The sequence below is a fragment of the Pseudomonas sp. NFACC05-1 genome (genome assembly GCF_900100135.1).
In the GTDB taxonomy this organism is placed as follows: domain Bacteria; phylum Pseudomonadota; class Gammaproteobacteria; order Pseudomonadales; family Pseudomonadaceae; genus Aquipseudomonas; species Aquipseudomonas fluorescens_Q.
The window spans coordinates 160,620-183,848 of record NZ_FMTR01000004.1 but is presented as its reverse complement, the minus strand read 5'-3'; the positions used below and the strand labels follow the sequence as shown (position 1 = coordinate 183,848).

The following is a 23,229-nucleotide window of genomic DNA, read 5'->3' as shown; positions in this document are numbered from 1 at the left end:
TGCAAGGCGACTGTGGGATCGGTGCAGCAAGCGGCCGCGTTACTTGATCCGCTGGCCCGGCTTGGCGCCGCTGTCAGGGCTCAACAGGTAGATTTCCTCGCCGCCGGGGCCCGCCGCCATCACCATGCCTTCGGAGATGCCAAAGCGCATTTTGCGCGGCTTGAGGTTGGCGATCATCATCGTCAACCGACCTTCGAGCTTGGCCGGGTCCGGGTAGGCACTCTTGATCCCGGAGAACACGTTGCGTTGCTCGTCGCCGATGTCCAGGGTCAGGCGCAGCAGCTTGTCGGCGCCTTCGACGGCCTCGGCCTTGACGATCAGCGCCACGCGCAGGTCAACGGCGGCGAAAGTGTCGAAGTCGATTTCCGGCGACAGCGGGTCCTTGGCCAGTTCGCCGTTCCCGGCAGGTGCACCGGTGTCGGTCTGGCTGGCGGCCAGGTCTTCCTTGGAGGCGTCGGTCATGGCTTGCACCTTGGTCGCGTCGATACGGGTCATCAACGGTTTGAACGCGTTCAACTGATGGTTGCTCAGCAGGGTCTGGTGATCGTTCCAGGTCAGCGGTGCGACGTTGAGGAACGCCTCGGCATCGGCGGCCAGCAGCGGCAGCACTGGCTTGAGGAAAATCACCAGTTGGCGGAACAGGTTGATGCCCAGGGCGCAGATCGCCTGGACTTCGTCCTGCTTGCCTTCCTGCTTGGCCAGGGACCAGGGCGCCTTGTCGGCGATCCAGGCATTGGCGCGGTCGGCCAAGGCCATGATCTCGCGCATGGCCCGGGCAAAGTCGCGGCTCTCATAGGCATCGGCGATGCTTGGCGCCGCGGCCAGGAAAGCGTCGGTCAGCTCCGGCGCGGCGTTGCCGGCTACCAGAACACCGGCGTTGCCTTTGTGGATAAAACCGGCGCAGCGGCTGGCAATGTTGACCACCTTGCCCACCAGGTCGGAGTTGACCTTCTGCACGAAGTCTTCGAGATTCAGGTCCAGGTCGTCGACGCCACGGCCGAGCTTGGCCGCGTAGTAGTAGCGCAGGTATTCCGGCGACAGGTGGTCCAGGTAGGTCCGGGCCTTGATGAAGGTGCCGCGGGACTTGGACATTTTCTGGCCGTTGACGGTCAGGTAGCCGTGGACATTGATACCGGTCGGCTTGCGGAAGCCGGCGCCTTCGAGCATGGCCGGCCAGAACAAGGCGTGGAAGTTGACGATGTCCTTGCCGATGAAGTGATACAGCTCGGCAGTGGAGTCCTTGCCCCAGAACGCGTCGAAGTCCAGCTCCGGTGTGCGGTTGCACAGGTTCTTGAAACTCGCCATGTAGCCGATCGGTGCATCCAGCCACACGTAGAAATACTTGCCGGGCTCGTCGGGGATCTCGAAGCCGAAGTACGGCGCATCGCGGGAAATGTCCCACTGCTGCAGGCCTGCATCGAGCCATTCGGCGATCTTGTTGGCGACGGCGTCCTGCAGGGTGCCGCTGCGGGTCCAGGCTTGCAGCATCTGCTGGAAGTCCGGCAGCTTGAAGAAGAAATGCTGGGAGTCCTTGAGCACCGGCGTCGCCCCGGAAATCGCCGATTTCGGGTCCTTCAGGTCGGTCGGTGCGTAGGTGGCGCCGCATTTTTCGCAGTTATCGCCGTACTGGTCTTCAGTGCCGCATTTCGGGCAGGTGCCCTTGATGAAGCGGTCGGCCAGGAACATTTTCTTTTCCGGGTCGAAATACTGGGTGATCGAACGGGTAGCGATGTGCCCGGCGTCACGCAGCTTCAGGTAGATCTGGCTCGACAGCTCACGGTTTTCTTCGGCGTGGGTGGAGTGGAAGTTGTCGAAATCCACCAGGAACTCGGCAAAGTCGGCGCTGTGTTCAGCCTGGACGTTGGCGATCAGTTGTTCCGGGGTGATGCCTTCTTTTTCCGCACGCAGCATGATGGCCGAGCCGTGGGCGTCGTCGGCGCAGACATAAATACATTGGTTGCCGCGATGCTTCTGGAAGCGCACCCACATATCGGTCTGGATGTATTCCAGCATATGGCCGAGGTGAATCGAACCATTGGCATAGGGCAGGGCGCTGGTGACGAGGATCTTGCGTGGCTCGGACATGGGGCTCGGCTACTTGATGAAACGGAGGTCGGCCACTATAAAGCGCTGGCGGCTTTTTTTCACCCTGTGAGCCTGTTTCCAGATGCTGGCAGGGCCTCTGTGGCGAGGGAGCTTGCTCCCTCTGGGTGGCGCAGCCGCCCCAATCAGTCAATCCTCAATCTCCTTTACTGCCTGATGGCGACTGCTGCGCAGTCGAGCGGGAGCAAGCTCCCTCGCCACACAAGCAGGTGGGGCGTAGGATAGCGGCCTGTTTTCAAGTCTTGCTATCGGAGTTGCCCATGAGCGCCGTCAATCGCGCAGCGGTGGAAGCCGTCCTTCGCCAGTACACCGACCCCTACCTGAACCAGGATCCGGTCAGCGCCGGATGTGTGCGCACCATCGACATCCAGGGCGATCGCGTCAGCGTCCAGCTGGAAATTGGCTACGCCGCCGACCTGTTCAAGGGTGGTTGGGCGCAGATGCTGCAAATGGCGATCGAGGCCCTGGATGGGGTGAGCGCCGCCAAAGTCGACGTCACCAGTGTGATCGCCGCCCACAAGGCCCAGGCGCAGGTGCCGGGGCTGGCGAACGTCAAGAACGTGATCGCCGTGGCCTCGGGCAAGGGCGGCGTGGGCAAGTCCACCACTGCGGCCAACCTGGCCCTGGCCCTGGCCCGTGAAGGGGCGAAGGTCGGGATTCTCGATGCAGACATCTACGGCCCGAGCCAGGGCATCATGTTCGGTGTTGCCGAGGGCACCCGACCGCAGGTCAAGGACCAGAAGTGGTTTGTGCCGATCCAGTCCCATGGCGTGGAAGTCATGTCCATGGCCTTCCTCACCGACGACAACACGCCGATGGTCTGGCGCGGGCCGATGGTTTCCGGTGCCTTGTTGCAACTGGTCACGCAAACCGCCTGGGGCGACCTGGATTACCTGGTGATCGACATGCCGCCCGGCACTGGCGATATCCAGCTGACCCTGGCGCAGAAAGTCCCGGTGGCCGGTGCGGTGATCGTCACCACGCCTCAAGACCTGGCCTTGCTGGACGCGCGCAAGGGTGTGGAGATGTTCCGCAAGGTCAACATCCCGGTGCTGGGCGTGGTGGAGAACATGGCCGTGCACATCTGTTCGAACTGCGGGCATGCCGAGCACCTGTTCGGCGAAGGTGGCGGGGAAAAACTGGCGAGCCAGTACGGCGTCGAATTGCTGGCTTCGCTGCCGCTGTCGATGCTGATCCGCGAACAGGCCGACGGCGGCAAGCCGACGGTCATCGCCGAACCGGACAGCCAGATCGCCATGGTCTATCAGGAACTGGCCCGCCACGTGGGCGCGCGGATCGTGTTGCAAGAGGCCGCTTCACCGATGATGCCGAACATCACGGTCAGTGACGATTGATAGAGTGAAACCCTATCCACTGTGGGAGCGAGCTTGCTCGCGATAGCGGAGTGTCAGTCACATCAAGGCTGATTGACCCGACGCCATCGCGAGCAAACTCGCTCCCACAGTGGCTGTGTACGGGCGCTTAGATCCGCAACCCGCCATCCATCTCCAGGATCCGACCGGTGTAGTAGTCGTTCTCGAAGATATACGCCGCCGAATGAGCAATCTCCTCGGGCTTGCCCATGCGCTTGAGCGGAATCCCCGAGGTCATTTTTTCCAGGGCCTCGGGCTTCATGCCCAGGGTCATTTCGGTTTCGATGAAACCCGGGGCGATGCCGGCGACACGGATGCCGTAGCGTGCCAGCTCCTTGGCCCAGGTCACAGTGGCGGCGGCCACACCGGCCTTGGCGGCCGAGTAATTGGTCTGGCCGACGTTGCCGGCGCGCGAGATCGACGAAATGTTGATGATGGCGCCGCTGTTCTTCAGCTCGACCATTTTCGCCGCCACCTCACGGGTGCACAGGAATACACCGGTGAGGTTGACGTCGATCACGGCCTGCCACTGGGCCAGGCTCATCTTGGTCATTTCGCCGTCCTTGACCTTGAGCAGCAGGCCGTCACGCAGGATCCCGGCGTTGTTGATCAGGCCGTGGATCGCGCCGAAGTCCTCGGCGACCCGGGCGACCATGTCGCTGACCTGCTCCTCATTGGCAACGTTGCACAGGTACGCCCGGGCTTCGACGCCCTTGGCTGCACACGCGGCAACCGCCTGGTCGAGTTTTTCCTGGTTGAGGTCCACCAGGGCGAGCTTCGCGCCTTTGCCCGCGAGATACTCGGCCATGGAGCGGCCCAGGCCCTGGCAACCGCCGGTGATAATGATTACTTTGTCAGTGAGTTGCATGCTCATGTCCAGGTGGCGCAGCGATGGAGGGGACCTTTTGGGACGTCTCTCGATTGGCGTGTAGCCCGGTTGCACACGAGAACTGTCCTATCGGTGTATCGGAACATTACTCCAGTCGCCTGACCGTTTTCTAGACGGATTTCATTAAAGGAGTCATAAGTTGAGCGTTGAAGCTGCCAAGCATGCCCGGGAATTGCTGCTCAAGGAATACCGTGGAGTGCTCTCCACTCATTCCAAATCCATGCCCGGCTTTCCGTTCGGTTCCGTGGTGCCCTATTGCCTGGACGAACAAGGCCGGCCACTGATCCTGATCAGCCGTATCGCCCAGCACACTCACAATCTGCAGAAAGACCCCAAGTGTTCGATGCTGGTGGGCGAGCGGGGCGCCGAGGATGTGCAGGCCGTGGGGCGCCTGACCTACCTGGCCGAGGCCCGCAAACTCGAAGACAGCGCCGTCATCGAGGCTGCCGCCGAGCGTTACTACCGCTATTTCCCTGACTCGCAGAACTACCACAAGGCCCATGATTTCGATTTCTGGGTGCTCGAGCCGGTGCGCCATCGCTACATTGGCGGCTTTGGCGCCATCCACTGGCTAGACCAGCTCACCCTGGCCAACCCCTTCGCCGGCAAAGCCGAAGCCAGCATGGTCGAGCACATGAATGCCGATCACGCCAAGGCCATTGCCCATTACGTGGAGCTGACCGGCCTGCCGAAAAGCGAACGGGCACAACTGGCGGGCATCGACAGCGAGGGCATGCACTTGCGCATCGGCCAGGGCCTGCACTGGCTGGCGTTCCCGACGCCTTGCAACACCCCGACACAAGTGCGCGAAGCCTTGGTTTATCTGGCTCACGCCGAGCAATGGCCGAAAAATGCCGAGGTCGACGCTTGAATTCACGAAAGGGCGACGTCATTTAGGGTTTCATAGCAAGGCATTCTTGCGTTGAGGAACCATTTGATGCGCCCTTTTTTGTTGCTCTTTCTGCTGTTCCCGGTGTTGGAGCTGTTCGTATTCGTCAAGGTCAGCGGTGCGATCGGGTTTTTCCCGGCCCTGCTGCTGGTCATTCTCGGCTCGATGCTCGGCGTGTTCGTGCTGCGTATCGCCGGCCTCGCCACGGCATTGCGTGCCCGTGAAAGCCTGAACCGCGGCGAGCTGCCCGCCCAGACCATGCTCGAAGGCCTGATGCTGGCCCTGGGTGGCGGTCTGTTGATCCTGCCAGGCTTTATCAGCGACGTGTTGGGCCTGGTCATGCTGTTGCCGTTCACCCGTAGGCTGCTGGCCAATAAAATGCGCCAGCGTGCCGAAGAGCAGGCGATGCGTCAGCGCGCCTTCGCCGATGACCTCCAACCCCGTGGCGGCCCGGCTCCGCGAGAGCCTATGGGCCGCGAGCCCAATGTGATCGAAGGCGAATTCGAACACCGGGATTCCAAGTAAAACCATCAGCACGGCGCCTTCGGGCGCCGTGCTCGTTTTGGTGGCGCGGAGCAAAAAAATTTCTGTCCCCGCCCTTGTAATCCACTTGTGCGCCCTTATGTAACGGTCACCGCAAGGTTTCCGGTGGTGACACCGGGCAGACTTCCGCGGTTCGACTGACGAACCGCACCCGGCTCCGCCGGCTTTGTTAAACCCGCCGGGACTACACCGGCCGATGAAAACCAAAAATTAGGAGAGATCGACAATGAAGCTTCGTCCTCTGCATGACCGCGTCGTCATCCGTCGCAGCGAAGAAGAGAAGAAAACCGCTGGCGGTATCGTCCTGCCAGGTTCGGCTGCTGAAAAAGCCAACCACGGTGAAGTTCTCGCTGTAGGCCCAGGCAAGGCACTGGAAAACGGTGAAGTACGTGCGCTGGCCGTGAAAGTGGGTGACAAGGTTGTGTTCGGCCCTTACTCCGGCAGCAACACAGTGAAAGTCGACGGCGAAGACCTGCTGGTAATGAGCGAGAACGAAATCCTCGCTGTTCTCGAAGGCTGATTCCCCCGCCCATTTTCCCGTTACTACAAAGTATTTAAGGAATATCGATCATGGCTGCTAAAGAAGTTAAATTCGGCGATTCCGCCCGCAAGAAAATGCTCGCCGGTGTCAACGTCCTGGCTGACGCAGTAAAAGCGACCCTGGGCCCGAAAGGCCGTAACGTGATCATCGAGAAGAGCTTCGGCGCTCCGACCATCACCAAGGACGGCGTTTCCGTAGCCAAGGAAATCGAGCTCAAAGATCGCTTCGAAAACATGGGCGCGCAGCTGGTCAAAGACGTTGCCTCCCGTGCCAACGATGACGCCGGTGACGGCACCACCACCGCCACCGTACTGGCTCAGTCGATCGTCAACGAAGGCCTGAAAGCCGTCGCTGCCGGCATGAACCCGATGGACCTCAAGCGTGGTATCGACAAGGCGACCATCGCCATCGTCAAGGAACTGAAGGGTCTGGCCAAGCCTTGCGCTGACTCCAAGGCGATCGCTCAGGTCGGCACCATCTCGGCCAACTCCGACAACTCCATCGGCGACATCATTGCCGAAGCCATGGAAAAAGTCGGTAAAGAAGGCGTGATCACCGTTGAAGAAGGCTCGGGCCTGGAAAACGAACTGTCGGTTGTAGAAGGCATGCAGTTCGACCGTGGCTACCTGTCCCCGTACTTCGTCAACAAGCCGGACACCATGACCGCCGAGCTGGACAGCCCGCTGATCCTGCTGGTGGACAAGAAGATCTCGAACATCCGCGAAATGCTGCCAGTGCTGGAAGCCGTTGCCAAAGCTGGCCGCCCACTGCTGATCGTGGCTGAAGACGTTGAAGGCGAAGCCCTGGCGACCCTGGTTGTGAACAACATGCGCGGTATCGTCAAAGTCGCTGCCGTCAAGGCACCAGGCTTCGGCGATCGTCGCAAGGCCATGCTGCAGGACATCGCCGTACTGACCGGCGGTACCGTTATCTCCGAAGAGATCGGCCTGAGCCTGGAAAGCACCACCCTGGAGCACCTGGGTAACGCCAAGCGCGTGATCCTGTCCAAGGAAAACACCACCGTGATCGACGGTGCCGGCGTTGAGGCTGACATCCAGGCTCGCGTTACCCAGATCCGCGCACAAGTGGCCGAGACCTCGTCCGACTACGACCGTGAAAAACTGCAAGAGCGTCTGGCCAAGTTGTCCGGCGGCGTCGCAGTGATCAAGGTTGGCGCGGGTTCCGAAGTTGAAATGAAAGAGAAGAAAGCCCGCGTTGAAGACGCCCTGCACGCTACCCGTGCAGCCGTCGAAGAAGGCGTGGTACCTGGCGGTGGCGTGGCACTGGTTCGTGCCCTGCAAGCCATCAGCGAGCTCAAAGGCGACAACGATGACCAGAACGTCGGCATCCAGTTGCTGCGTCGCGCTGTAGAAGCACCTCTGCGCCAGATCGTTGCCAACTCCGGCGACGAGCCAAGCGTTGTGGTCGACAAGGTCAAGCAGGGTTCGGGTAACTACGGTTACAACGCTGCCACCGGCGAATACGGCGACATGATCGAAATGGGTATCCTGGACCCGGCCAAAGTGACTCGTTCGGCTCTGCAAGCGGCTTCGTCGATTGCCAGCCTGATGATCACCACCGAGGCGATGATCGCTGAAATCAAGGAAGACGCTCCAGCTGGCGGCGGTATGCCAGACATGGGCGGCATGGGTGGCATGGGCGGCATGATGTAAGCCAGCCTTACCCCTGTAGCGAAAAACCCCGCCTGCGAAAGCAAGTGGGGTTTTTTATTACCTTGGATTTCATGATGCGGTGCCAATCCCCTGTGGGAGCGAGCTTGCTCGCGATTACGGTGTGTCAGCTCATATATCCGGCACTGACCCACCGCTATCGCGAGCAAGCTCGCTCCCACATTGGGATGTGGTTCAGTTCAGGCATTGGCGGGACTGGTTACAGCTACGCGATCAGCCGTGGCGGCCGGTCGGTACAGGATGTAGTAGTAGCACCCCAGACAGATCAGCCAACAGAACACCGCCGTCCACACGTTATGGGAAAAGAAATGCGCCCCTTGCATCATCCGCCCCAGGGAAAACACCGTTCCCAACGTAAAGGCGAGTACCAGGGCCTGGCGGGCCAGGCGTGGACGGCGGTCGCGTAGCACAAAAAACAGCGCAAACAACGTGAACCCAGTGGCGGCATGACCGCCGGGCCAGCATCGACCGGGTTTGTCCGTGGCCGGCCGTGGGCTGAGCAGTTCGCTATAGGTTTCCTTGCCACCGAATTCCTTCAGGCTCCAGGGGCATTGCACTGCTGTCACCGCTTTCATCGGCGTGACGAAGGACGTCGCCAGTGCCAGGGACAGCACCAGGCAACCGAGCTCGCGCTTGAGCGGTTTGAGCCGGGCGATGAAGAACGAGCTGATGAATCCCAGGACCGCCAGCATGGAAAATACGATCACCACCTCTTTGGCCCGGTCGTGCAGGATGTCCTCCAGGAAAAAGCTGTGTCGACCGATAAATCCACCCGCCATCGGGTCGTAAAACAGCTTCGCCAGGTCCATGTCCAACGTGGTCAGTTCCAGTAACACCAGAATCGCTGCGACAAAGGCAGGCAGGCCGAGGGCAATCCAGAAATTCAGGGGCCTGGAAGCGGGGCGGATGGCGGTGGAAACCATGGCAGTACCTTTGGTGGTGGGGGCGTAAGCAGCGCGATGCGCAGTCTGGTCTGTGTTGCGTCGGGACGGTGTGAATGTTGGGTGAAAAACTCGTCAATGCCTTGCAGTCTGGCTGTGGGTCCAGGCTGCCACAGCCGATACAATCCTAGCCGTCAGCCAAACTTGGCCGTAAGCTGCGCGGGCCAAGATGGCCGTTAATTGCGTACGCTGAGGTGCCCATGCGAATTCTATTGGTCGAAGACAACCGCGATATCCTGGCCAATCTGGCCGATTACCTGGGGCTCAAGGGCTATACCGTCGATTGTGCCCAGGACGGTTTGTCGGGGTTGCACCTGGCCGCGACCGAACACTACGACCTGATCGTGCTCGACATCATGCTGCCGGGCATCGACGGCTACACCTTGTGCAAGCGCCTGCGCGAAGACGCCCGGCGCGATACGCCGGTGATCATGCTCACCGCCCGGGATCAGTTGGACGATCGTTTGCAGGGCTTCAAGTCCGGCGCCGATGACTACCTGATCAAGCCGTTTGCCTTGTCGGAACTGGCGGCGCGGATCGAAGCCGTCATGCGTCGATCCCAGGGCGGTGGCCGCCGTGCCTTGCAGGTTGGCGACCTGAGCTACGACCTCGACACCCTGGAAGTGACCCGTGAAGGCAAGCTGCTCAAGCTCAACCCCGTAGGCCTCAAGCTGCTGGCGGTACTGATGCAGAAAAGCCCCCACGTGCTGCGCCGCGAAATCCTCGAAGAAGCCTTGTGGGGCGATGACTGCCCGGACAGCGACAGCCTGCGCAGCCACGTCCATCAACTGCGCCAGGTGATCGACAAACCGTTCGACAAACCGTTGTTGCACACCGTACATGGCGTCGGCTATCGCTTGGCCGAGGGCCGCGATGGAGTTTAAGCAGAGCCTCGCCCAACGGATCATCATCGCCTTTGCGCTGATGAGCGCACTGGTGGCAGGCGCTTTCGCCATGGGCATCGTGGCGACGGTCCACCTGGTGGAAGAGAAGCTGATTTCCGCCGGGCTTGGCGGGGATTTGCAACGCCTGCTGTTGATGGACAGTGTCTCGGACTGGAACCATCGGCCGGAACCCGACCAGTTGTTTTATTTCAGCGGCGGCCCGGGGGACTTCGAGTTGCCCAAGGATCTGCGCCATCTGGAGCGCGGTTTCCACGAGGTGTTTCGCGAGCAGTTGTCCTATCACGCCATGGTAGAGATCGTTGATGGGCGGCACTACGTGTTGCTGCAGGACCAGAGCGATTTCGAAGAGCGCGAACGGGTGCTGTTCGCCGTGGTGCTGGTGGGTTTCGTGCTCAGCCTGGCACTGGCGGTATTTCTGGGCTGGGTCTTGGCACGCCGGGTAATGGCGCCCGTGGTTCGCCTGGCCCGGCAAGTGCGTCATCGCGACCAGCTGCTGGGACTCGCGCCGCCGCTGGCCCCGGATTATGCCGCCGATGAGGTGGGTGAACTGGCGGTGGCGTTCGATGCCACATTGGGGCGTTTACGCCAGGCCTTGACCCGCGAGCGGTTGTTCACCAGCGACGTGAGCCACGAGTTGCGCACACCGTTGATGGTCCTGGCGACCTCTTGTGAGTTGCTGTTGGAAAACCCGGCGCTGGACCCGCGCGGTCGTACCCAGGTCGAGCGCATCAATCGGGCCAGTGAAGAGATGCGCGAGCTGGTGCAGACCTTCCTGATGCTCGCCAGGGCCGAGCGTGAAGACAACGGCATGTCGCCTCGACTGACCTTGGGGCAGGTGGCCGAGAACCTCCTTGGCGTGTGGCGTGCCCCCATCGAATCCAAAGGTCTGACGCTGATCTTCGAACCTGGGCAACCCGTCGACACCCTGTATAACGCCACGTTCCTGACGGCCGTGATGGGCAATCTATTGCGTAACGCCCTGCACTACACTGACCAGGGTTTTATCCGCCTGTCGCTGACCACCACCGGATTCGTGGTCGAGGACAGCGGCGTGGGGATTCCAGAGGAGAAGCGCGAGGCGATGTTCGAGCCGTTCGTGCGCGGAAACGAAAAACGCGGTGAGGGATTGGGATTGGGCTTGTCGCTGGTGCAGCGCATCTGCGAGAACCAGGCTTGGACAGTCAGCCTCAGTACGATGGAGCCCAATGGTTGCCACTTCGAGGTGGAATTGAATCCAGAGGGCTAAACCTCCATGCCGAAAAGTCTTGTAAACATTGGAGCGTTTACCTGACTTTATTTTCACAAAGGCATGACATTCCGATCCATAAGGTGGGGCCGATCAGTCATTGAGGCCCGCCTAATGTCCAAGCCCATCAAGCTGGAATTTTCTGAAAAATACGACGAGCAGCACGCCAGGGAATATTTTCATAAGCACCGCCGTGGCTTGAGTCGCCGTCTTTCCAATCAGCGAGATCAACAACTGGCCCGGCGTGCATTGGCCCTCGTCGCAGACCCCGGCCTGGTCCTGGACCTGCCCTGCGGTGCCGGGCGCTTCTGGTCTTTGTTAGCCGAAAAGCCGAATCGAGTCATCATCGGCGCGGACAATTCCGAGGCCATGCTCAAGACCGCAATGGAGGCTCAACCGACCGATGTGGTGAAACGGGTACAACCCTTGCACACTTCTGCGTTCGACATCGCGTTGCCTGATAACGCCGTCGATAGCATTTTTTGCATGCGTCTGTTGCACCACATCGGTGAACCCGCGCACCGACTGGCGATTCTGAAGGAATTCGAGCGTGTCAGCCGCGACAGCGTGATCGTTTCATTGTGGGTTGATGGCAATTTCAAGGCCTGGAAACGCAAGCGTCTGGAGCGCACTCGTGCGCAGAAAGACTACCAGAATCGATTTGTGTTACCGACAGATACAGTAGAAGAAGAGTTTCGGCAGTCTGGGTTTCGCATTCAGGAACGGCTGGATTTCCTACCGCTCTATGCCATGTGGCGAGTTTATGTATTGCGCAAGAGGTAAGGGCATGGGTGTACAGGCAGCAGAACCATCAATGTTTCTTCTCGACGACTTTGAACATTTCTGGAGTCAGCAGGGTGATTGGGTGGAAGAACCTAATGTACGTCGCGGTGGTGAAAGCGGCGTGCAGCGGATCAAGAGCAAGGATGGCAAGCTGCTTTATGCCAAGCGTCAGACCGGACATATTTATCGCAGCTGGCTGCACCCATTTGGTAGACCGACCGTGCTGCGCGAGCAAGACGCACTCCTGGCGTTGACCCGACTGGATGTTCGCGTCCCCCAGCTCATTTTCTGTGGCGCCCAATGGGACCCGGTTCACCAGTGGCGTGCGCTGCTGGTAACCGAGGCGCTGGAAGGTTTTGAAGAGATCGAGCACTGGTATGCCGGGGGTGGCCGCGAGCGCCATGGCGAAGCCGTGCATGATCAAATCCTCCTGGCACTGGCTGAAAACCTGGCTCGCATGCACAAGGGCCGTTGGCAACATGGCTGTATCTACATCAAGCATGTCTTTGTGCGCGTGAGCGGGGAGGGCGAGGCGGCCAAGGCCGAAGTGGCTTTGCTCGATTTTGAAAAGTGTCGCCAGCGTCTGACCGCCCAACGTGCGGCATCCCATGACCTGAAGCAGTTGCGGCGCCACTCGTCGTTCAGCGAGGCTGACTGGAAAAAACTGGTCTATTTTTACGAGGCGGCGTTTGGCAGCGCTATCAAAGGTTTATAGCGATGAAACTAGAAATTGCTAGAGGTTTGTTTTTAGTCGGAGCCCTGGCAGTTGCGTCGTTGGCGTTGGCTGTCTGGGAACAGCCTCGTTCGCAGATCCTCAGTGCGTCCAGTGCGGGTGCGTATTGTCCGCTGCCGCGTGTGGCAAAGACGAGTGAGGCGATCCGACCGGACGATGATCTGTTGCTGTTCATGTTCAGCCTGTCCCAAGGAATGAGGCCGCAGAGTTGAACATCACGAAGCCCAAAAGGCCTCGCTTGTGCGAGGCCTTTTTTTTCCTGCCGCAATCTCCAGTCGAGCACTGAAACCTGTGGCGAGGGAGCTTGCTCCCGCTGGACCGCGAAGCGGTCCCAATCGATTGCTCAGGTAGCCTTGGTGCATTGACGACTGCTTCGCAGCCGAGCGGGAGCAAGCTCCCTCGCCACAAAAAACCTCCTGTTCCCTTCTGGCCGCCTTCAGGGTTTATCGGGCTTGGCCAGCAGCGTGTAGACGCAAGGCAACACGAACAGCGTGAACAAGGTGCCAATCGACATCCCGGTGGCGATCACCGTGCCAATGTCGAAGCGGCTCACCGCCCCGGCGCCTGTGGCGAAGATGAGCGGCACCATGCCGAACACCATCGCAGCGGTGGTCATCAGCACCGGCCGCAGACGAATCGACGCGGCTTGTTCCACGGCTTCCCGCGGTGTCAGGTTCTGTTCCCTGCGCAGCTGGTTGGCGAATTCGACAATCAGAATCCCATGCTTGCTGATCAGGCCAATCAACGTCACCAGCCCCACCTGGGTATAGATGTTCATGCTCGACCAGCCGAGGAACAACGGAATCAAGGCGCCGCAAATCGACAACGGCACGGTCACCAGGATCACCAGCGGGTCCCGGAAACTCTCGAACTGCGCGGCCAGCACCAGGAAGATAATCGCCAGGGCCAGGGCAAAGGTCACCCACAACGCGCTGCCTTCCTGTACGAATTGGCGTGAAGCCCCGGCGTAATCGAAGGCGAACCCCGCCGGGGCTTCCTCCCGGGCGATCTGGCGGACGGTCTCGATCGCCTCGCCCATGCTTACGACGGGAAAGCCCGAAATGGTCACCGCATTGAGCTGCTGGAACTGGTTCAGCTGTCGCGGTCGCGCCCGGTCGCTGACCTTGATCAGGGTCGACAGCGGGAGTGATTCACCCTTGGCATTTTTCACGTAGTAGTTGTTCAACCAGTCCGGGTTGTCCCGGAAGGGGCGTTCGACCTGGGCAATGACCTTATAGCTGCGCCCCTCGAGGGTGAAGCGGTTGATCTCGGCTTCACCCAGCAGTGTCGCCAGGGTACCGCCCAGATCCTGCATCGAGACGCCCATCTGGGCGGCCTTGGCGCGATCGATATCCACCACGACTTCGGGTTTGTCGAACGCCAGGTCAATGTCCATGAAGGCGAACTTGCCGGATTCCAATGCGCGCTTTTTGACACGCTCGGCAATCTCCAGCAGCGTCGCATAATCCTTCGGCGAGTTGATGACGAACGCAAATGGCAAGCCTTCGCCAGTGCCCGGCAGTGAGGGCAGGTTGAAACCGAAGATCTGCAAACCAGGCACGCTTTCGAGCTTGGCCTGGACCTCTGGCAGGATTTCCATCTGGGTGCGGCTGCGTTCGTTCCAAGGCTTGAGCAGGAAGCCGCCGATGCCCGACTGTACGCCGTTGTAGCCGTTGATCTGGAACGAGGAGTAGTACTCCGGGAACTCCTTGAAGATGGTAATGAAGTGATCGGTGTAGGTGTTCAGGTAGTCGAGGTTGGTTGGCTGCGGGGCGTTGGCCATCATGAAGATGATGCCCTGGTCCTCGTCGGGGGCCAGTTCGGACTTGGTGAACATGATCAGCACCGGGATCAGCAGCAGTACGATCACGGCGAACACCAGTACCACCGGCCGGGTGTTGAGCGTGCCGTGAAGCATGCGCTGGTAACGGCTCTTCAGACGCTCGAAAACCATGTCCAGCCGATGGGCCAGCCCCGAGGGGTTCTCATCGTGGCGCAGGAGCATGGCGCACATCATCGGTGACAAGGTCAGGGCGACGATGCCGGAGATCACCACCGCCCCGGCCAGGGTCAATGCGAACTCCTTGAACAAAGCGCCCGTCAGGCCCTGGAGCAGACCGATCGGCGCGTACACCGCCGCCAGGGTGATGGTCATCGAGACCACCGGCATGGCGATTTCCCGGGCACCTTCTATCGCGGCGTCGAATGGTGTCTTGCCTTCCTCGATATGCCGGTGAATGTTCTCCACCACCACGATGGCGTCGTCCACTACCAGGCCGATGGCGAGCACCATGGCCAGCAGGGTCAGGAGGTTCATCGAGTAGCCCATCAACTGCATGAAGAACATCACGCCGATCATCGACAGCGGGATGGTCACCACCGGGATGACCACCGAACGCAGGGCGCCGAGGAACAGGAACACGACGACGATGACGATCAGCACCGCCTCGAACAGGGTTTTCACCACTTCGTCGATCGAGGCCTGGATGAACAGGGTGGCGTCGTAGGCAATCTCGGCCTTGAGGTTGGCCGGGAGCTGGGCCTCCATGTCCGGCATGATCTTGCGTACTTCCTTGATCACATCCAGCGGGTTCGCACCGGGTGTGGCCTTGATCCCTATGTACACCGAGGGTGTGCCACCAAAGGAACTGATGGTGTCGTAGTTCTCGGCGCCCATTTCCACGCGGGCGACGTCTCGCAGCAACACCCGGCTATCGCCGTCGGTCTTGAGCGGGATCGCGGCGAAGGCCTCGGCGGACTTGAGTTCGGTGTTGGCGTTGATGCTGGTGACGATGTACTCGCCTTTCACTTCACCGGCGGCGGAGAGGAAGTTGTGCTGGCGCACGGCATTGGTTACGTCGGCGGCAGTCAGGCCGAAGCCGGCGAGCTTGACCGGGTCCAGCCACAGGCGCATGGCGAAGACCTGGTTGCCGAGGATCTCCGCCTCGGCCATGCCGGGCAATGTCGCCAGCTTGGGCTGGATCACCCGTGACAGGTAGTCGGTGATCTGCGGGTTGTTCAGTTCCTTGCTGAAGAAGCTGATGTACATCAGTGCCGAGGCATCGGCGGCCTCGCGGCTGAGGACCGGGTCCTCGGCATCCTGGGGCAACTGGTTCTTGACCTCGTTGGCCTTGGCCAGCAGTTCGGTAAAGAGCCGGTCGCTGTTGGAGCCGATGCGGGCATAGACCGAAATCACCGAGAAGTTCTGGCGACTGACCGAGGTCATGTAGTCGATGCCCTCGGCACTGGCGAGGCTCTGTTGCATCGGTTGGGTGATGTAGCCCTGGATGGTCTCGGCGTTGGCCCCGGGGTAGGCGGTGGTCACCGTGATCAGGGCGTTTTCCATTTGTGGATACTGACGCAGGGGCAGCTTGCTCCAGGCCTGGAAACCCAGGAGCACGATCAACAGGCTGACCACGGTGGCGAGCACCGGACGGCGGATGAACGGATCGGTAAAAGCCATGGGGGTTCCTTGATCAGTCCGCGCGCGGCGGGCTGTTCTGTTCGGTCAGGGTCTTGTCGTCGCTGATGGCGATGGGCGTACCGTTATCGAGCTTGATCTGGCCGGCGATCACGACTTGTTCGCCGCTCTGCACACCTTTGGTAACCAGCACCTGCCCGTCGCGTCGCTCGCCGGTTTCAACGAAACGCCGTTCAGCGATCAGGACCGGCTGGCCCTTGTCGTCTTTCTCGACTGTGCCGTCGGCGGCTTTCTTTTGCGCCACCACGTACATGGAGTTGCCGTAGAGGGTGTAGGTCACGGCGCTTTCCGGCACGACGATTCCGGCGGCCACGTCCGGCAGGATCACCTGCAGGTTGGCGAACATGCCGGGCAGCAGCTTGCCGTCGGGGTTGCCCAGGGTGGCGCGCACCAGCACGTTGCGGGTGCTGTCCTCGACCTTGGGGTTGATCGCGCTGATGGTGCCGACGAAGGTCTGCCCGGGATAGGCCGAGACGCTGACGTTGACCGGTTGGGCGACCGCGAGCCGGGGCACGCTTTGCTCTGGCACGTAGAAGTCCACGTACAGGCTGCTGAGGTCTTGCAGGGTGGCGATCACCGTGCCGCTGGCCAGGTAGTCGCCGACGTCCACCTGGCGAATGCCGATGGTGCCGCTGAATGGCGCCAGAATCTGTTTTTTGGCCAGCGAAGCCTTGAGCTGGTTGACCGTGGCCTGGTTCTTTTTCAGTTGTGCCGAGAGCCGGTCGAATTCGCCCTTGGAGATCGCCTGGCTGCCCACCAACTGTCGGCCGCGACCGAAATCCAGTTGCGCCAGGCCAAGGTCGGCCTCGGCGGTTTCCAGCAGGGCGCTTTCGACTTCACTATCCAGTTGCAGCAGCGGCTGGCCCGCCTTGACCTTCTGCCCGGACTGGAACTGCACCTTCTGCACGGTCCCGGCGATTTCCAGGCTCAGGTCCACGCCTTGCAGGGCCTTGAGGCTACCGACGGTGGGCAGGCGTGCCTGCCAGGGCTGCTCGATGGCCTTGGCCACGGCCACGCTGACGGGTGGTTTCGGTGCAGAAAACATCTGGATCTGCTGGTAGATGGAGAAGGCCTTGTAGCCGGCGAGCAACAGCACCACCAGCAGGACAACACCCAACATGATCAGCATGCGGCGTCGCAGCATGTTCCACTTCCTTGGAAAAGAGCTGAGAGAAAATACAGATAGGCGGGCACATTACCCTGAGTGTGCGGGCTATTCCAGATGCTGGCGGGCTGGAGGTGCGTGGGATTTTTCCGAAAAATCAGGGAGCTCGGCGCCGATGGGCTTCGCTCCCTGGCTCAGGCCAGATGCAAATGGTTGTCCCAGAGCCCTGCCGGCAGATCCAGCGGCTTTGCAACCAGTTGTGTCTGCCGGCAATCGTAATAACGGCAACGCCCTTGTCCCGACGTCACGACGAAACCGTCGGCCACCGCACCCACACCGGCACAGTCCGGTAAAGGTGCATCCAGGCGCACTTCACCGCTGTCCAGGTCCCAGATGAAAAAGCGGTTGCCACGGGGAGCGGTCAGGGCCACCAGGCGCAGGTCGCTGTGCACGGCGACGCTGGCGGTGTAGTGCCCCATGGCCTGCAATTGTTCCTCAGGCAGGGGAAACGCCTGGAACGGCTGGCCCGGCCGCTTGATCGCTAGCAGTTCCGACGACTCGTGGGCTGCGCCCATGAACTGCTGGCCGGAGACGATGGTGCCGTCACTGGCGATGCCGAGGTGGCGCACGCTGTTCATCGATTGGGCGAGGGTTTCCTTGCTCAGCAGGGTGCCATCGCGTTGCATCAGCACCAGGCTCGGCTCCATGGCGTCGAGGTTCATTTCGACCCGGCTTTCGGCCTCGGTGCGAATGCCGCCATTGGCCACCACCAGGGTTTCGCCGTCAGGCATCCATGAGACCTGGTGCGGACCGATGCCATGGGTGGATATCTCGCCGCTGTGCACCAGCCGCTCGCCTTCGAAACGGTAAACGCCCAACAGGCCGCGTCCCGGGTCGGTGGTGTCGTTCTCGGTGGCGTACAGCCATTCGCCGCTGTTATGGATGACCGCGTGGCCGTAGAAATGCCGGTTCGGCAACGAGGCGATGGTTTGCAGCAGCGCCCCGTTGCGCAGGTCGATCAAGTAGCTTTCGGTGCCTGGACGACGGGCGACGAACAGCGCAATCGGCTGTGTCGGATGATTGATGATGTCATGGCAGCGTTGGCCGACCTGGGTGACGAACACCCGGGTGCCGTCCAGTCGATAGCCGACGGCGTAGTGCTTGCCGTCGCCATCGTCCCGTGCCGAAAGCAAGAGTGGGTGCTTGTCCTTTTGCTTGAACAGCGTCCAGCCGCCCAGGGTGACGGCACCGAGCAGCAAGCTGCCCAGTGCCAGGACCTGACGTCGAAACATGATCAGTCACCGTCGTTGGCATTGAAGCCCAGTTGAATGCCCAGCGCCTTGGCCAGTTCGCCTTCGTGCAGGCGATGGACGACGTTGAGGCTGTCATACAAATCGTTGAGTTGCTGGCGCCCGGCATCGTCGTTGAGCATTTCAGTCAGCGAACGCTGGCTGCTGGCGAACAACTTCAAGGCGGCATCGTAGGCGGCGTCGATCTTGTCCGCCAACGGTTTCTGGTCGCTGGGCAGCAGGCCGCGCAGACCCTTGTTGTCCACGCCGGCCCAGACAGTCCTGGCCGCGCTCAGGCTGGCCTCCAGGCCTTGCAGCGACGACTGGCTGCGCCAGGCATCGGCCTGGAACGGTTGCGGCACACCCTTGCTCTGGCGGCCCATCGGCGTGCCGAGTTTTTTCTTCAGGGTGTCGAGGGCGGTGACCTGGACCCGCAGCAGGTCAGCGATGGCTTCGTGGGAATCGGCGTAGCGCTGGTTGGGGAATTTGCTCATCTGGGCGAGCATGCCGTCGTTGGTGTTCCAGCGCGACAGGATCTCTTCGGCCAGTTGTTTCTGGCGTTCGCCAATGGCGGTGAGCAGCGGGCAATACTTGGCTTTTTGCGCACTGTCGGCCATGTCGATCTTGGCGTCGAACAGCAGGTATTCATAGGCCGAGAGGCCCTGGACCACGACGCTGGACTTGGCCAGGCCGGCGGCGTCGATCTGTGGCTCGCTGTTGACCAATTGCTCGACCTGACGGCCCACCAGGTTTTTCTTGTCCGGCCAGAACTGCACCTGCCAGGCGCGGTTGCCCTCGGCCAGCGGACCGATCAACAGCGGTTGCAATTCGGCCCAGGCTTTTTGTGCCTTGAGGAAATCGGCGCGGGCGGTTTCCAGGTTTTCCTTGCCTTGGCAGAAAGCCAGGGCGCTGGTCGCCAGTTGCCGGTCGGCGTCGACCCAGCGGCTATAGGTCGGCAGGATCACTTGCTTGGCGATGGCGGCCGAGGTTACGGCTTGTGGATCCTGGGGCGAGCAGGCACCGAGGGCGATGGCGGCGAGGCTGGTGAACAACAGCTTGGGACGGAACATGTCGTGCTCCCACTTCTGGAAAAGGCATTTAAAGGGAATTCAGGAAGGCCAGCAACGCAGTGCGCTGCTCGGCATTGAACGCTAAAACCTGACGCTGCGCCGCTTGTGCTTCGCCGCCATGCCACAGCACGGCTTCGAGCAGGTTGCGGGCCCGGCCGTCATGCAGGAACTGGGTGTGGCCGTTGACGGTTTCGGTCAGGCCGATGCCCCACAGCGGCGGGGTTCGCCAGTCACGGCCGCTGGCCTTGAATTCGCTGCGGTTGTCCGCCAGGCCTTCGCCCATGTCGTGCAACAGCAGGTCGGTGTAAGGGCGGATGACCTGGTTCGCCAACTCCGGTTCGGCGGCGTTGGCGGAGGTGGTGTATTTCGGGGTGTGGCAGGACTGGCAACCGGCCTGGAAGAACAGATTCTTGCCCGCCAGCACCTGGGGTGAATTCACCTCGCGCCGGGCCGGTACGGCGAGGTTGCGACTATAGAACAGCACCAGTCGCAGGATGTTGTCGCTGACTTCCGGTTCGCCATCCGGGCCGTTGCCGCTGGGCGCACGCTTGCAGTCGACCTGGGTCTGGGTGCAGTCGTCGAAGGGTCGCAGGCTTGTCGTCAGGCCCATGTCGCCGGAGAACGCGTGGACGTTCTGCTGGTTGAGGTTGGGCTGTCCGGCCTTCCAGCCGAACCTTCCCAGGACGGTTTTTTGCTGGGCATCGTCCCAGACCTCGTTGGGACGCCCGGCGATGCCGTTTTTCTCCCGGGCCTGGGCTTCGGCGTTTGCGAGGATGGCTTCGTCGGGGATCGCCTCGAGCAGTCCCAGGCCGATCATCGGCGGGGCGACGCGGGCGGAAAAACGCGTGTCCGGGTGCATCGGTCCATAGGCCAGTTGGGTAATCTGCAGGTCCGGCTTGCGCAGTTCCACCACGGTGCCGTCCTTGAAACGCATCGGGACCGGCGTGTAATCGACCCGCACCTTGCCTTCGGGGGCGACGCCGGGCACGGACATGTCCTGTAATTGCCCGCCGTAAACCGGTTCCGGCACGACGCCCAATTGTTCGATGACCTTGGCGTAGGGTGGTGTGTCGGGGATCGACAGGCGTACCAGCATCGATACCGCGGTGGTCGCGTCCGGCGCAGGTGGGTGGCCGCGGCCGTCCTTGATGTGGCAGTTCTGGCAGGCGTTGGTGTTGAACAAGGGCCCGAGGCCGTCGCGAGCGGTGGTGGTCGAGGGGGCGATCACCCAGGGGCTGCGGAAGAAACTGTTGCCGACGCTGAAATCCACGCGCCGTGAGGGCGGCAGGTTGGCCGAGGGCAGGGAAAAGGCGTTCTGGTCCGTCTTGCGTACTGTCGCGGCGCCACCGGAACGGGCTTCACCCGGTTCGGCCTGGGTAAAGCGCGGGGCATCATCGCAGGCGCTCAGGCCCAGGGCCATGAACAACGCACATAAACGAAGAGGCAACGACGGCATCGGGCGTCCTGGGAGATGAGTGAAAACGAGGGCGCAAAGTCTAACAGGGCGGGGCTGTTTGAATAAGAGGAATTATCGTTTGGTTGAGGGGGTCGCGCTTGCCTGGCGGCAACACTGCTCACTCAGGCTTGCTCGCCACAGGGTGCAGCGTTGCCCTGGAGTCAACAGATCAACTGTTCATTTGCAGGTTACGGCTGGACGACCGCCCCCGGCACCAACGGCAACTCCAGCGTCGCGATGAACCCGCCGCCAGGATGATTGCCCAGCACCAGCGTGCCGCCGTGGCGTTCGGCGGCACGGCGCGCGATGGCCAGGCCCAGGCCATGGCCGGCGGCGGTCTGGCCGGGCGCGCGATAGAACGGCTCGCCCAATTGTCCCAGGTGTTCGGCATCCACGCCTGGCCCGTGGTCGCGCACGCTGATCAGGATCCGTTCACCCTGGCGCATCGCGTGCATCTCGATCGATTGCCCGGCCGGATTGAAGCGCTGGGCGTTGCGCAGCAGGTTGTCCACTGCTCGCTCGATCATGGTCGGCCAGCCCTTGAGGGTCAGGTCCGCCTCGGTTTCGAGCTGCACGGTTTGTTCCGGTGAGGCCAGTTGCGCATCTTTTTGCAGGGTGACCAGCAAACCGTTGAGTTCCACCTCTTCGGCGCTGGCGTTGTCGGCATCGACCCGGGCCAACACCAGGATTTCACTGATCAACGCTTCCAGGCGATCGCATTCGCGGGTCAGGCGTGGCCAGAGCCTTTCACGCTCCTCGGGGCTGGCCCGTTCAGCCAAGGCCAAGGCAATGCGCAGCCGGGCCAGGGGCGAGCGCAGTTCGTGGGACACGTCGCGCAGCAGTTGTCGCTGGCTGGTGATCAAGCTTTGCAGGCGTGCGCCCATGCGGTTGAAGTCAGTGGCCAGTACGCCGAACTCATCCCGCCGGTTGGCCAGCTTGGCGAGGCTGTTCTGCTGATAGGCGGCCTGGCCCAAGTCATGCACCGCACCACGCAGGCGGCTCAGCGGGCGAGTGATGGAAAGCGTCACCAACAGGCTGAACAAGGTCAGCACCACCAGCGCGATCCCCAGCGCACTGAGGGGCCAGAGCAGGCTGTCGCGGTGCCAGGCGTCCAGTTCGGGATGGGGGATGCGGTAGATGAACAGATACGTGTCGCCGGTTTTGGCGCTGGTGAATTCGTCGGTCAGTCGCCGCCAGGGCAGGCGTCGCTCGTTGTTGTTCTGCCGAGCCTCGAAGGCCGCGGCGCGATGTGGGAAGGTGCCGCGCACCACCGGGTCGCCGCTTTCATTGAACACTTGGACGTCGATGTGATATTGACGCTTGCGCTGTTGCAGGATGTCCTGCGCGGCGTCCTCGCCCTGGCTTTCGTAGGTTTGTGTCCACTCTTCGGGCAGGGTGTTGAGACCCGGATGGCGGCTGAGGATCCAGGCGTCCTGATTGAGCATGTGGCCCATCAGGAGCGAAAGTCCTGCAACCAGAGCGATGGCCAGCCAGAAACTGGCCAGGATGCGCCAGAACAATGAACGCACGGTAAATCCTCGAAAACAAAGAAAGCCCAACGGCGACTTGCCGTTGGGCTGGGGGCTTCAGTGCATTATTGCGCTTTTTGCGGCTGTTGCGCTTTCCAGGCCTTGAACTCAGCCCACTCGGCGCGACGCTCGGCCTGTTTCTTCTGGATCGCGTCGAACTCTTTCTGCTGCTCAGGCTTCAACAGCGCGCGGATCTGGGCATCGATCTTCTGATGCCGGGCGTCCATTTCGTCTTGCATGGCTTTCTGGTCGGCTGGCGACAGCTTGGCCAGGTACTTGTCTACCAGTTCGCGTTGTTCGTGGCGCTGTTCGCCCATGATCCGGCGAATCTGCTGGCGCTGTTCGCGGCTCAGGTCCAGATCGCTGAAGGGACCTTTGTCATGCATCATGCCGCCGTGGCGCGGGCCATCCATCGGACCCATCGGGCCGGCGTCTCCAGGCATGGCCATGGCGACGGTCGGCAGGGCAGCAGCGAACATCAGAGCGATAAGGGTCTTGCGCATGGTGTGTCTCCTTGTCTCATTCCCGGTCAGTTCCGGATGAGTGCAGATTACGGAGATCAAGGTCAGCGGCGGTCAGGGGTGGGTAAAGCTTGGGTAAAGAGGTTTTGGTACGGACCTGACAAACAGCCTGCACAAAACCCCGTGGGGCATGCAATGGGA

The 23,229-nt window shown here is 61.3% G+C and carries 20 protein-coding genes; 10 read left to right on the top strand and 10 right to left on the bottom strand.

Annotation, left to right across the window (positions count from 1 at the left end; all coding sequences use genetic code 11):
- Positions 1 to 39: 39 nt before the first annotated feature.
- Positions 40 to 2,085 (bottom strand): methionine--tRNA ligase, encoded by a 2,046-nt coding sequence (metG, locus tag BLO97_RS09145; RefSeq protein ID WP_063324658.1) that lies wholly within the window; start codon positions 2,083 to 2,085, stop codon positions 40 to 42.
- A gap of 278 nt (positions 2,086 to 2,363) precedes the next feature.
- Here metG and apbC point away from each other — a divergent pair, with 278 nt between their 5' ends.
- On the top strand, positions 2,364 to 3,458 hold the full coding sequence (apbC, locus tag BLO97_RS09140; RefSeq protein WP_092145168.1) for an iron-sulfur cluster carrier protein ApbC: 1,095 nt from the start codon (positions 2,364 to 2,366) through the stop codon (positions 3,456 to 3,458).
- 127 nt (positions 3,459 to 3,585) lie between these two features.
- Here apbC and BLO97_RS09135 read toward each other — a convergent pair whose 3' ends face one another.
- Positions 3,586 to 4,344 (bottom strand): SDR family oxidoreductase, encoded by a 759-nt coding sequence (locus tag BLO97_RS09135; RefSeq protein WP_063324660.1) that lies wholly within the window; start codon positions 4,342 to 4,344, stop codon positions 3,586 to 3,588.
- A 160-nt stretch (positions 4,345 to 4,504) separates the two neighbouring features.
- Between BLO97_RS09135 and BLO97_RS09130 the strand changes: the two genes are divergently transcribed.
- The 4 genes from BLO97_RS09130 (at position 4,505) to groL (ending at position 8,011) form a co-directional block, all read left to right on the top strand.
- Entirely contained in the window at positions 4,505 to 5,236 is a 732-nt protein-coding gene (locus tag BLO97_RS09130; protein WP_092345635.1) for a HugZ family pyridoxamine 5'-phosphate oxidase, read from the top strand.
- A gap of 66 nt (positions 5,237 to 5,302) precedes the next feature.
- On the top strand, positions 5,303 to 5,779 hold the full coding sequence (locus BLO97_RS09125; protein WP_063324662.1) for an FxsA family protein: 477 nt from the start codon (positions 5,303 to 5,305) through the stop codon (positions 5,777 to 5,779).
- 244 nt (positions 5,780 to 6,023) lie between these two features.
- Complete coding sequence (locus BLO97_RS09120) at positions 6,024 to 6,317, top strand: co-chaperone GroES (RefSeq protein WP_003204913.1); 294 nt, start codon at positions 6,024 to 6,026, stop codon at positions 6,315 to 6,317.
- A 50-nt stretch (positions 6,318 to 6,367) separates the two neighbouring features.
- Complete coding sequence (gene groL, locus BLO97_RS09115; protein WP_063324663.1) at positions 6,368 to 8,011, top strand: chaperonin GroEL; 1,644 nt, start codon at positions 6,368 to 6,370, stop codon at positions 8,009 to 8,011.
- A 197-nt stretch (positions 8,012 to 8,208) separates the two neighbouring features.
- Here groL and BLO97_RS09110 read toward each other — a convergent pair whose 3' ends face one another.
- Positions 8,209 to 8,952 (bottom strand): phosphatase PAP2 family protein, encoded by a 744-nt coding sequence (locus tag BLO97_RS09110; protein WP_092345633.1) that lies wholly within the window; start codon positions 8,950 to 8,952, stop codon positions 8,209 to 8,211.
- A gap of 218 nt (positions 8,953 to 9,170) precedes the next feature.
- On the opposite strand from BLO97_RS09110, the gene colR reads away from it, so the two are divergent.
- The 5 genes from colR to BLO97_RS31865 all read left to right on the top strand — a co-directional run bounded on the left by colR (position 9,171) and on the right by BLO97_RS31865 (position 12,849).
- Positions 9,171 to 9,854 (top strand): two-component system response regulator ColR, encoded by a 684-nt coding sequence (gene colR, locus BLO97_RS09105; RefSeq protein ID WP_058544498.1) that lies wholly within the window; start codon positions 9,171 to 9,173, stop codon positions 9,852 to 9,854.
- Positions 9,844 to 11,121, top strand: coding sequence for a sensor histidine kinase (locus BLO97_RS09100; RefSeq protein ID WP_063324665.1), 1,278 nt, complete (start codon positions 9,844 to 9,846; stop codon positions 11,119 to 11,121). Before colR ends, BLO97_RS09100 begins: the two co-directional genes overlap by 11 nt.
- 114 nt (positions 11,122 to 11,235) lie before the next feature.
- Positions 11,236 to 11,904, top strand: a complete 669-nt coding sequence (locus BLO97_RS09095) for a class I SAM-dependent methyltransferase (protein ID WP_092223515.1) — start codon at positions 11,236 to 11,238, stop codon at positions 11,902 to 11,904.
- A gap of 4 nt (positions 11,905 to 11,908) precedes the next feature.
- A complete protein-coding gene (locus BLO97_RS09090) occupies positions 11,909 to 12,619 on the top strand; it encodes a lipopolysaccharide kinase InaA family protein (protein ID WP_092345631.1) in 711 nt (236 codons plus the stop codon).
- A gap of 2 nt (positions 12,620 to 12,621) precedes the next feature.
- Positions 12,622 to 12,849 carry a hypothetical protein gene (locus BLO97_RS31865; RefSeq protein WP_092345629.1) on the top strand — a complete coding sequence of 76 codons (228 nt, stop codon included), beginning with the start codon at positions 12,622 to 12,624 and terminating at the stop codon, positions 12,847 to 12,849.
- Between the two features lie 224 nt (positions 12,850 to 13,073).
- Here BLO97_RS31865 and BLO97_RS09080 read toward each other — a convergent pair whose 3' ends face one another.
- From BLO97_RS09080 to BLO97_RS09050, 7 genes are all read right to left on the bottom strand, one after another.
- The gene (locus tag BLO97_RS09080; protein ID WP_063324669.1) at positions 13,074 to 16,100 is read right to left on the bottom strand and encodes a multidrug efflux RND transporter permease subunit; all 3,027 of its coding nucleotides are present in this window, start codon (positions 16,098 to 16,100) and stop codon (positions 13,074 to 13,076) included.
- 13 nt (positions 16,101 to 16,113) lie between these two features.
- Positions 16,114 to 17,262 carry an efflux RND transporter periplasmic adaptor subunit gene (locus tag BLO97_RS09075; RefSeq protein WP_092145184.1) on the bottom strand — a complete coding sequence of 383 codons (1,149 nt, stop codon included), beginning with the start codon at positions 17,260 to 17,262 and terminating at the stop codon, positions 16,114 to 16,116.
- Between the two features lie 155 nt (positions 17,263 to 17,417).
- On the bottom strand, positions 17,418 to 18,515 hold the full coding sequence (locus BLO97_RS09070; RefSeq protein ID WP_092345627.1) for a DUF1513 domain-containing protein: 1,098 nt from the start codon (positions 18,513 to 18,515) through the stop codon (positions 17,418 to 17,420).
- Positions 18,516 to 18,517: 2 nt separating this feature from the next.
- Complete coding sequence (locus BLO97_RS09065; RefSeq protein WP_092345625.1) at positions 18,518 to 19,582, bottom strand: imelysin family protein; 1,065 nt, start codon at positions 19,580 to 19,582, stop codon at positions 18,518 to 18,520.
- 28 nt (positions 19,583 to 19,610) lie between these two features.
- Complete coding sequence (locus tag BLO97_RS09060) at positions 19,611 to 21,038, bottom strand: di-heme oxidoreductase family protein (protein ID WP_092345623.1); 1,428 nt, start codon at positions 21,036 to 21,038, stop codon at positions 19,611 to 19,613.
- A gap of 188 nt (positions 21,039 to 21,226) precedes the next feature.
- Positions 21,227 to 22,567 carry a sensor histidine kinase gene (locus BLO97_RS09055; protein ID WP_063324673.1) on the bottom strand — a complete coding sequence of 447 codons (1,341 nt, stop codon included), beginning with the start codon at positions 22,565 to 22,567 and terminating at the stop codon, positions 21,227 to 21,229.
- Positions 22,568 to 22,632: 65 nt separating this feature from the next.
- The gene (locus BLO97_RS09050; RefSeq protein ID WP_092145190.1) at positions 22,633 to 23,070 is read right to left on the bottom strand and encodes a Spy/CpxP family protein refolding chaperone; all 438 of its coding nucleotides are present in this window, start codon (positions 23,068 to 23,070) and stop codon (positions 22,633 to 22,635) included.
- Positions 23,071 to 23,229 lie beyond the last annotated feature (159 nt).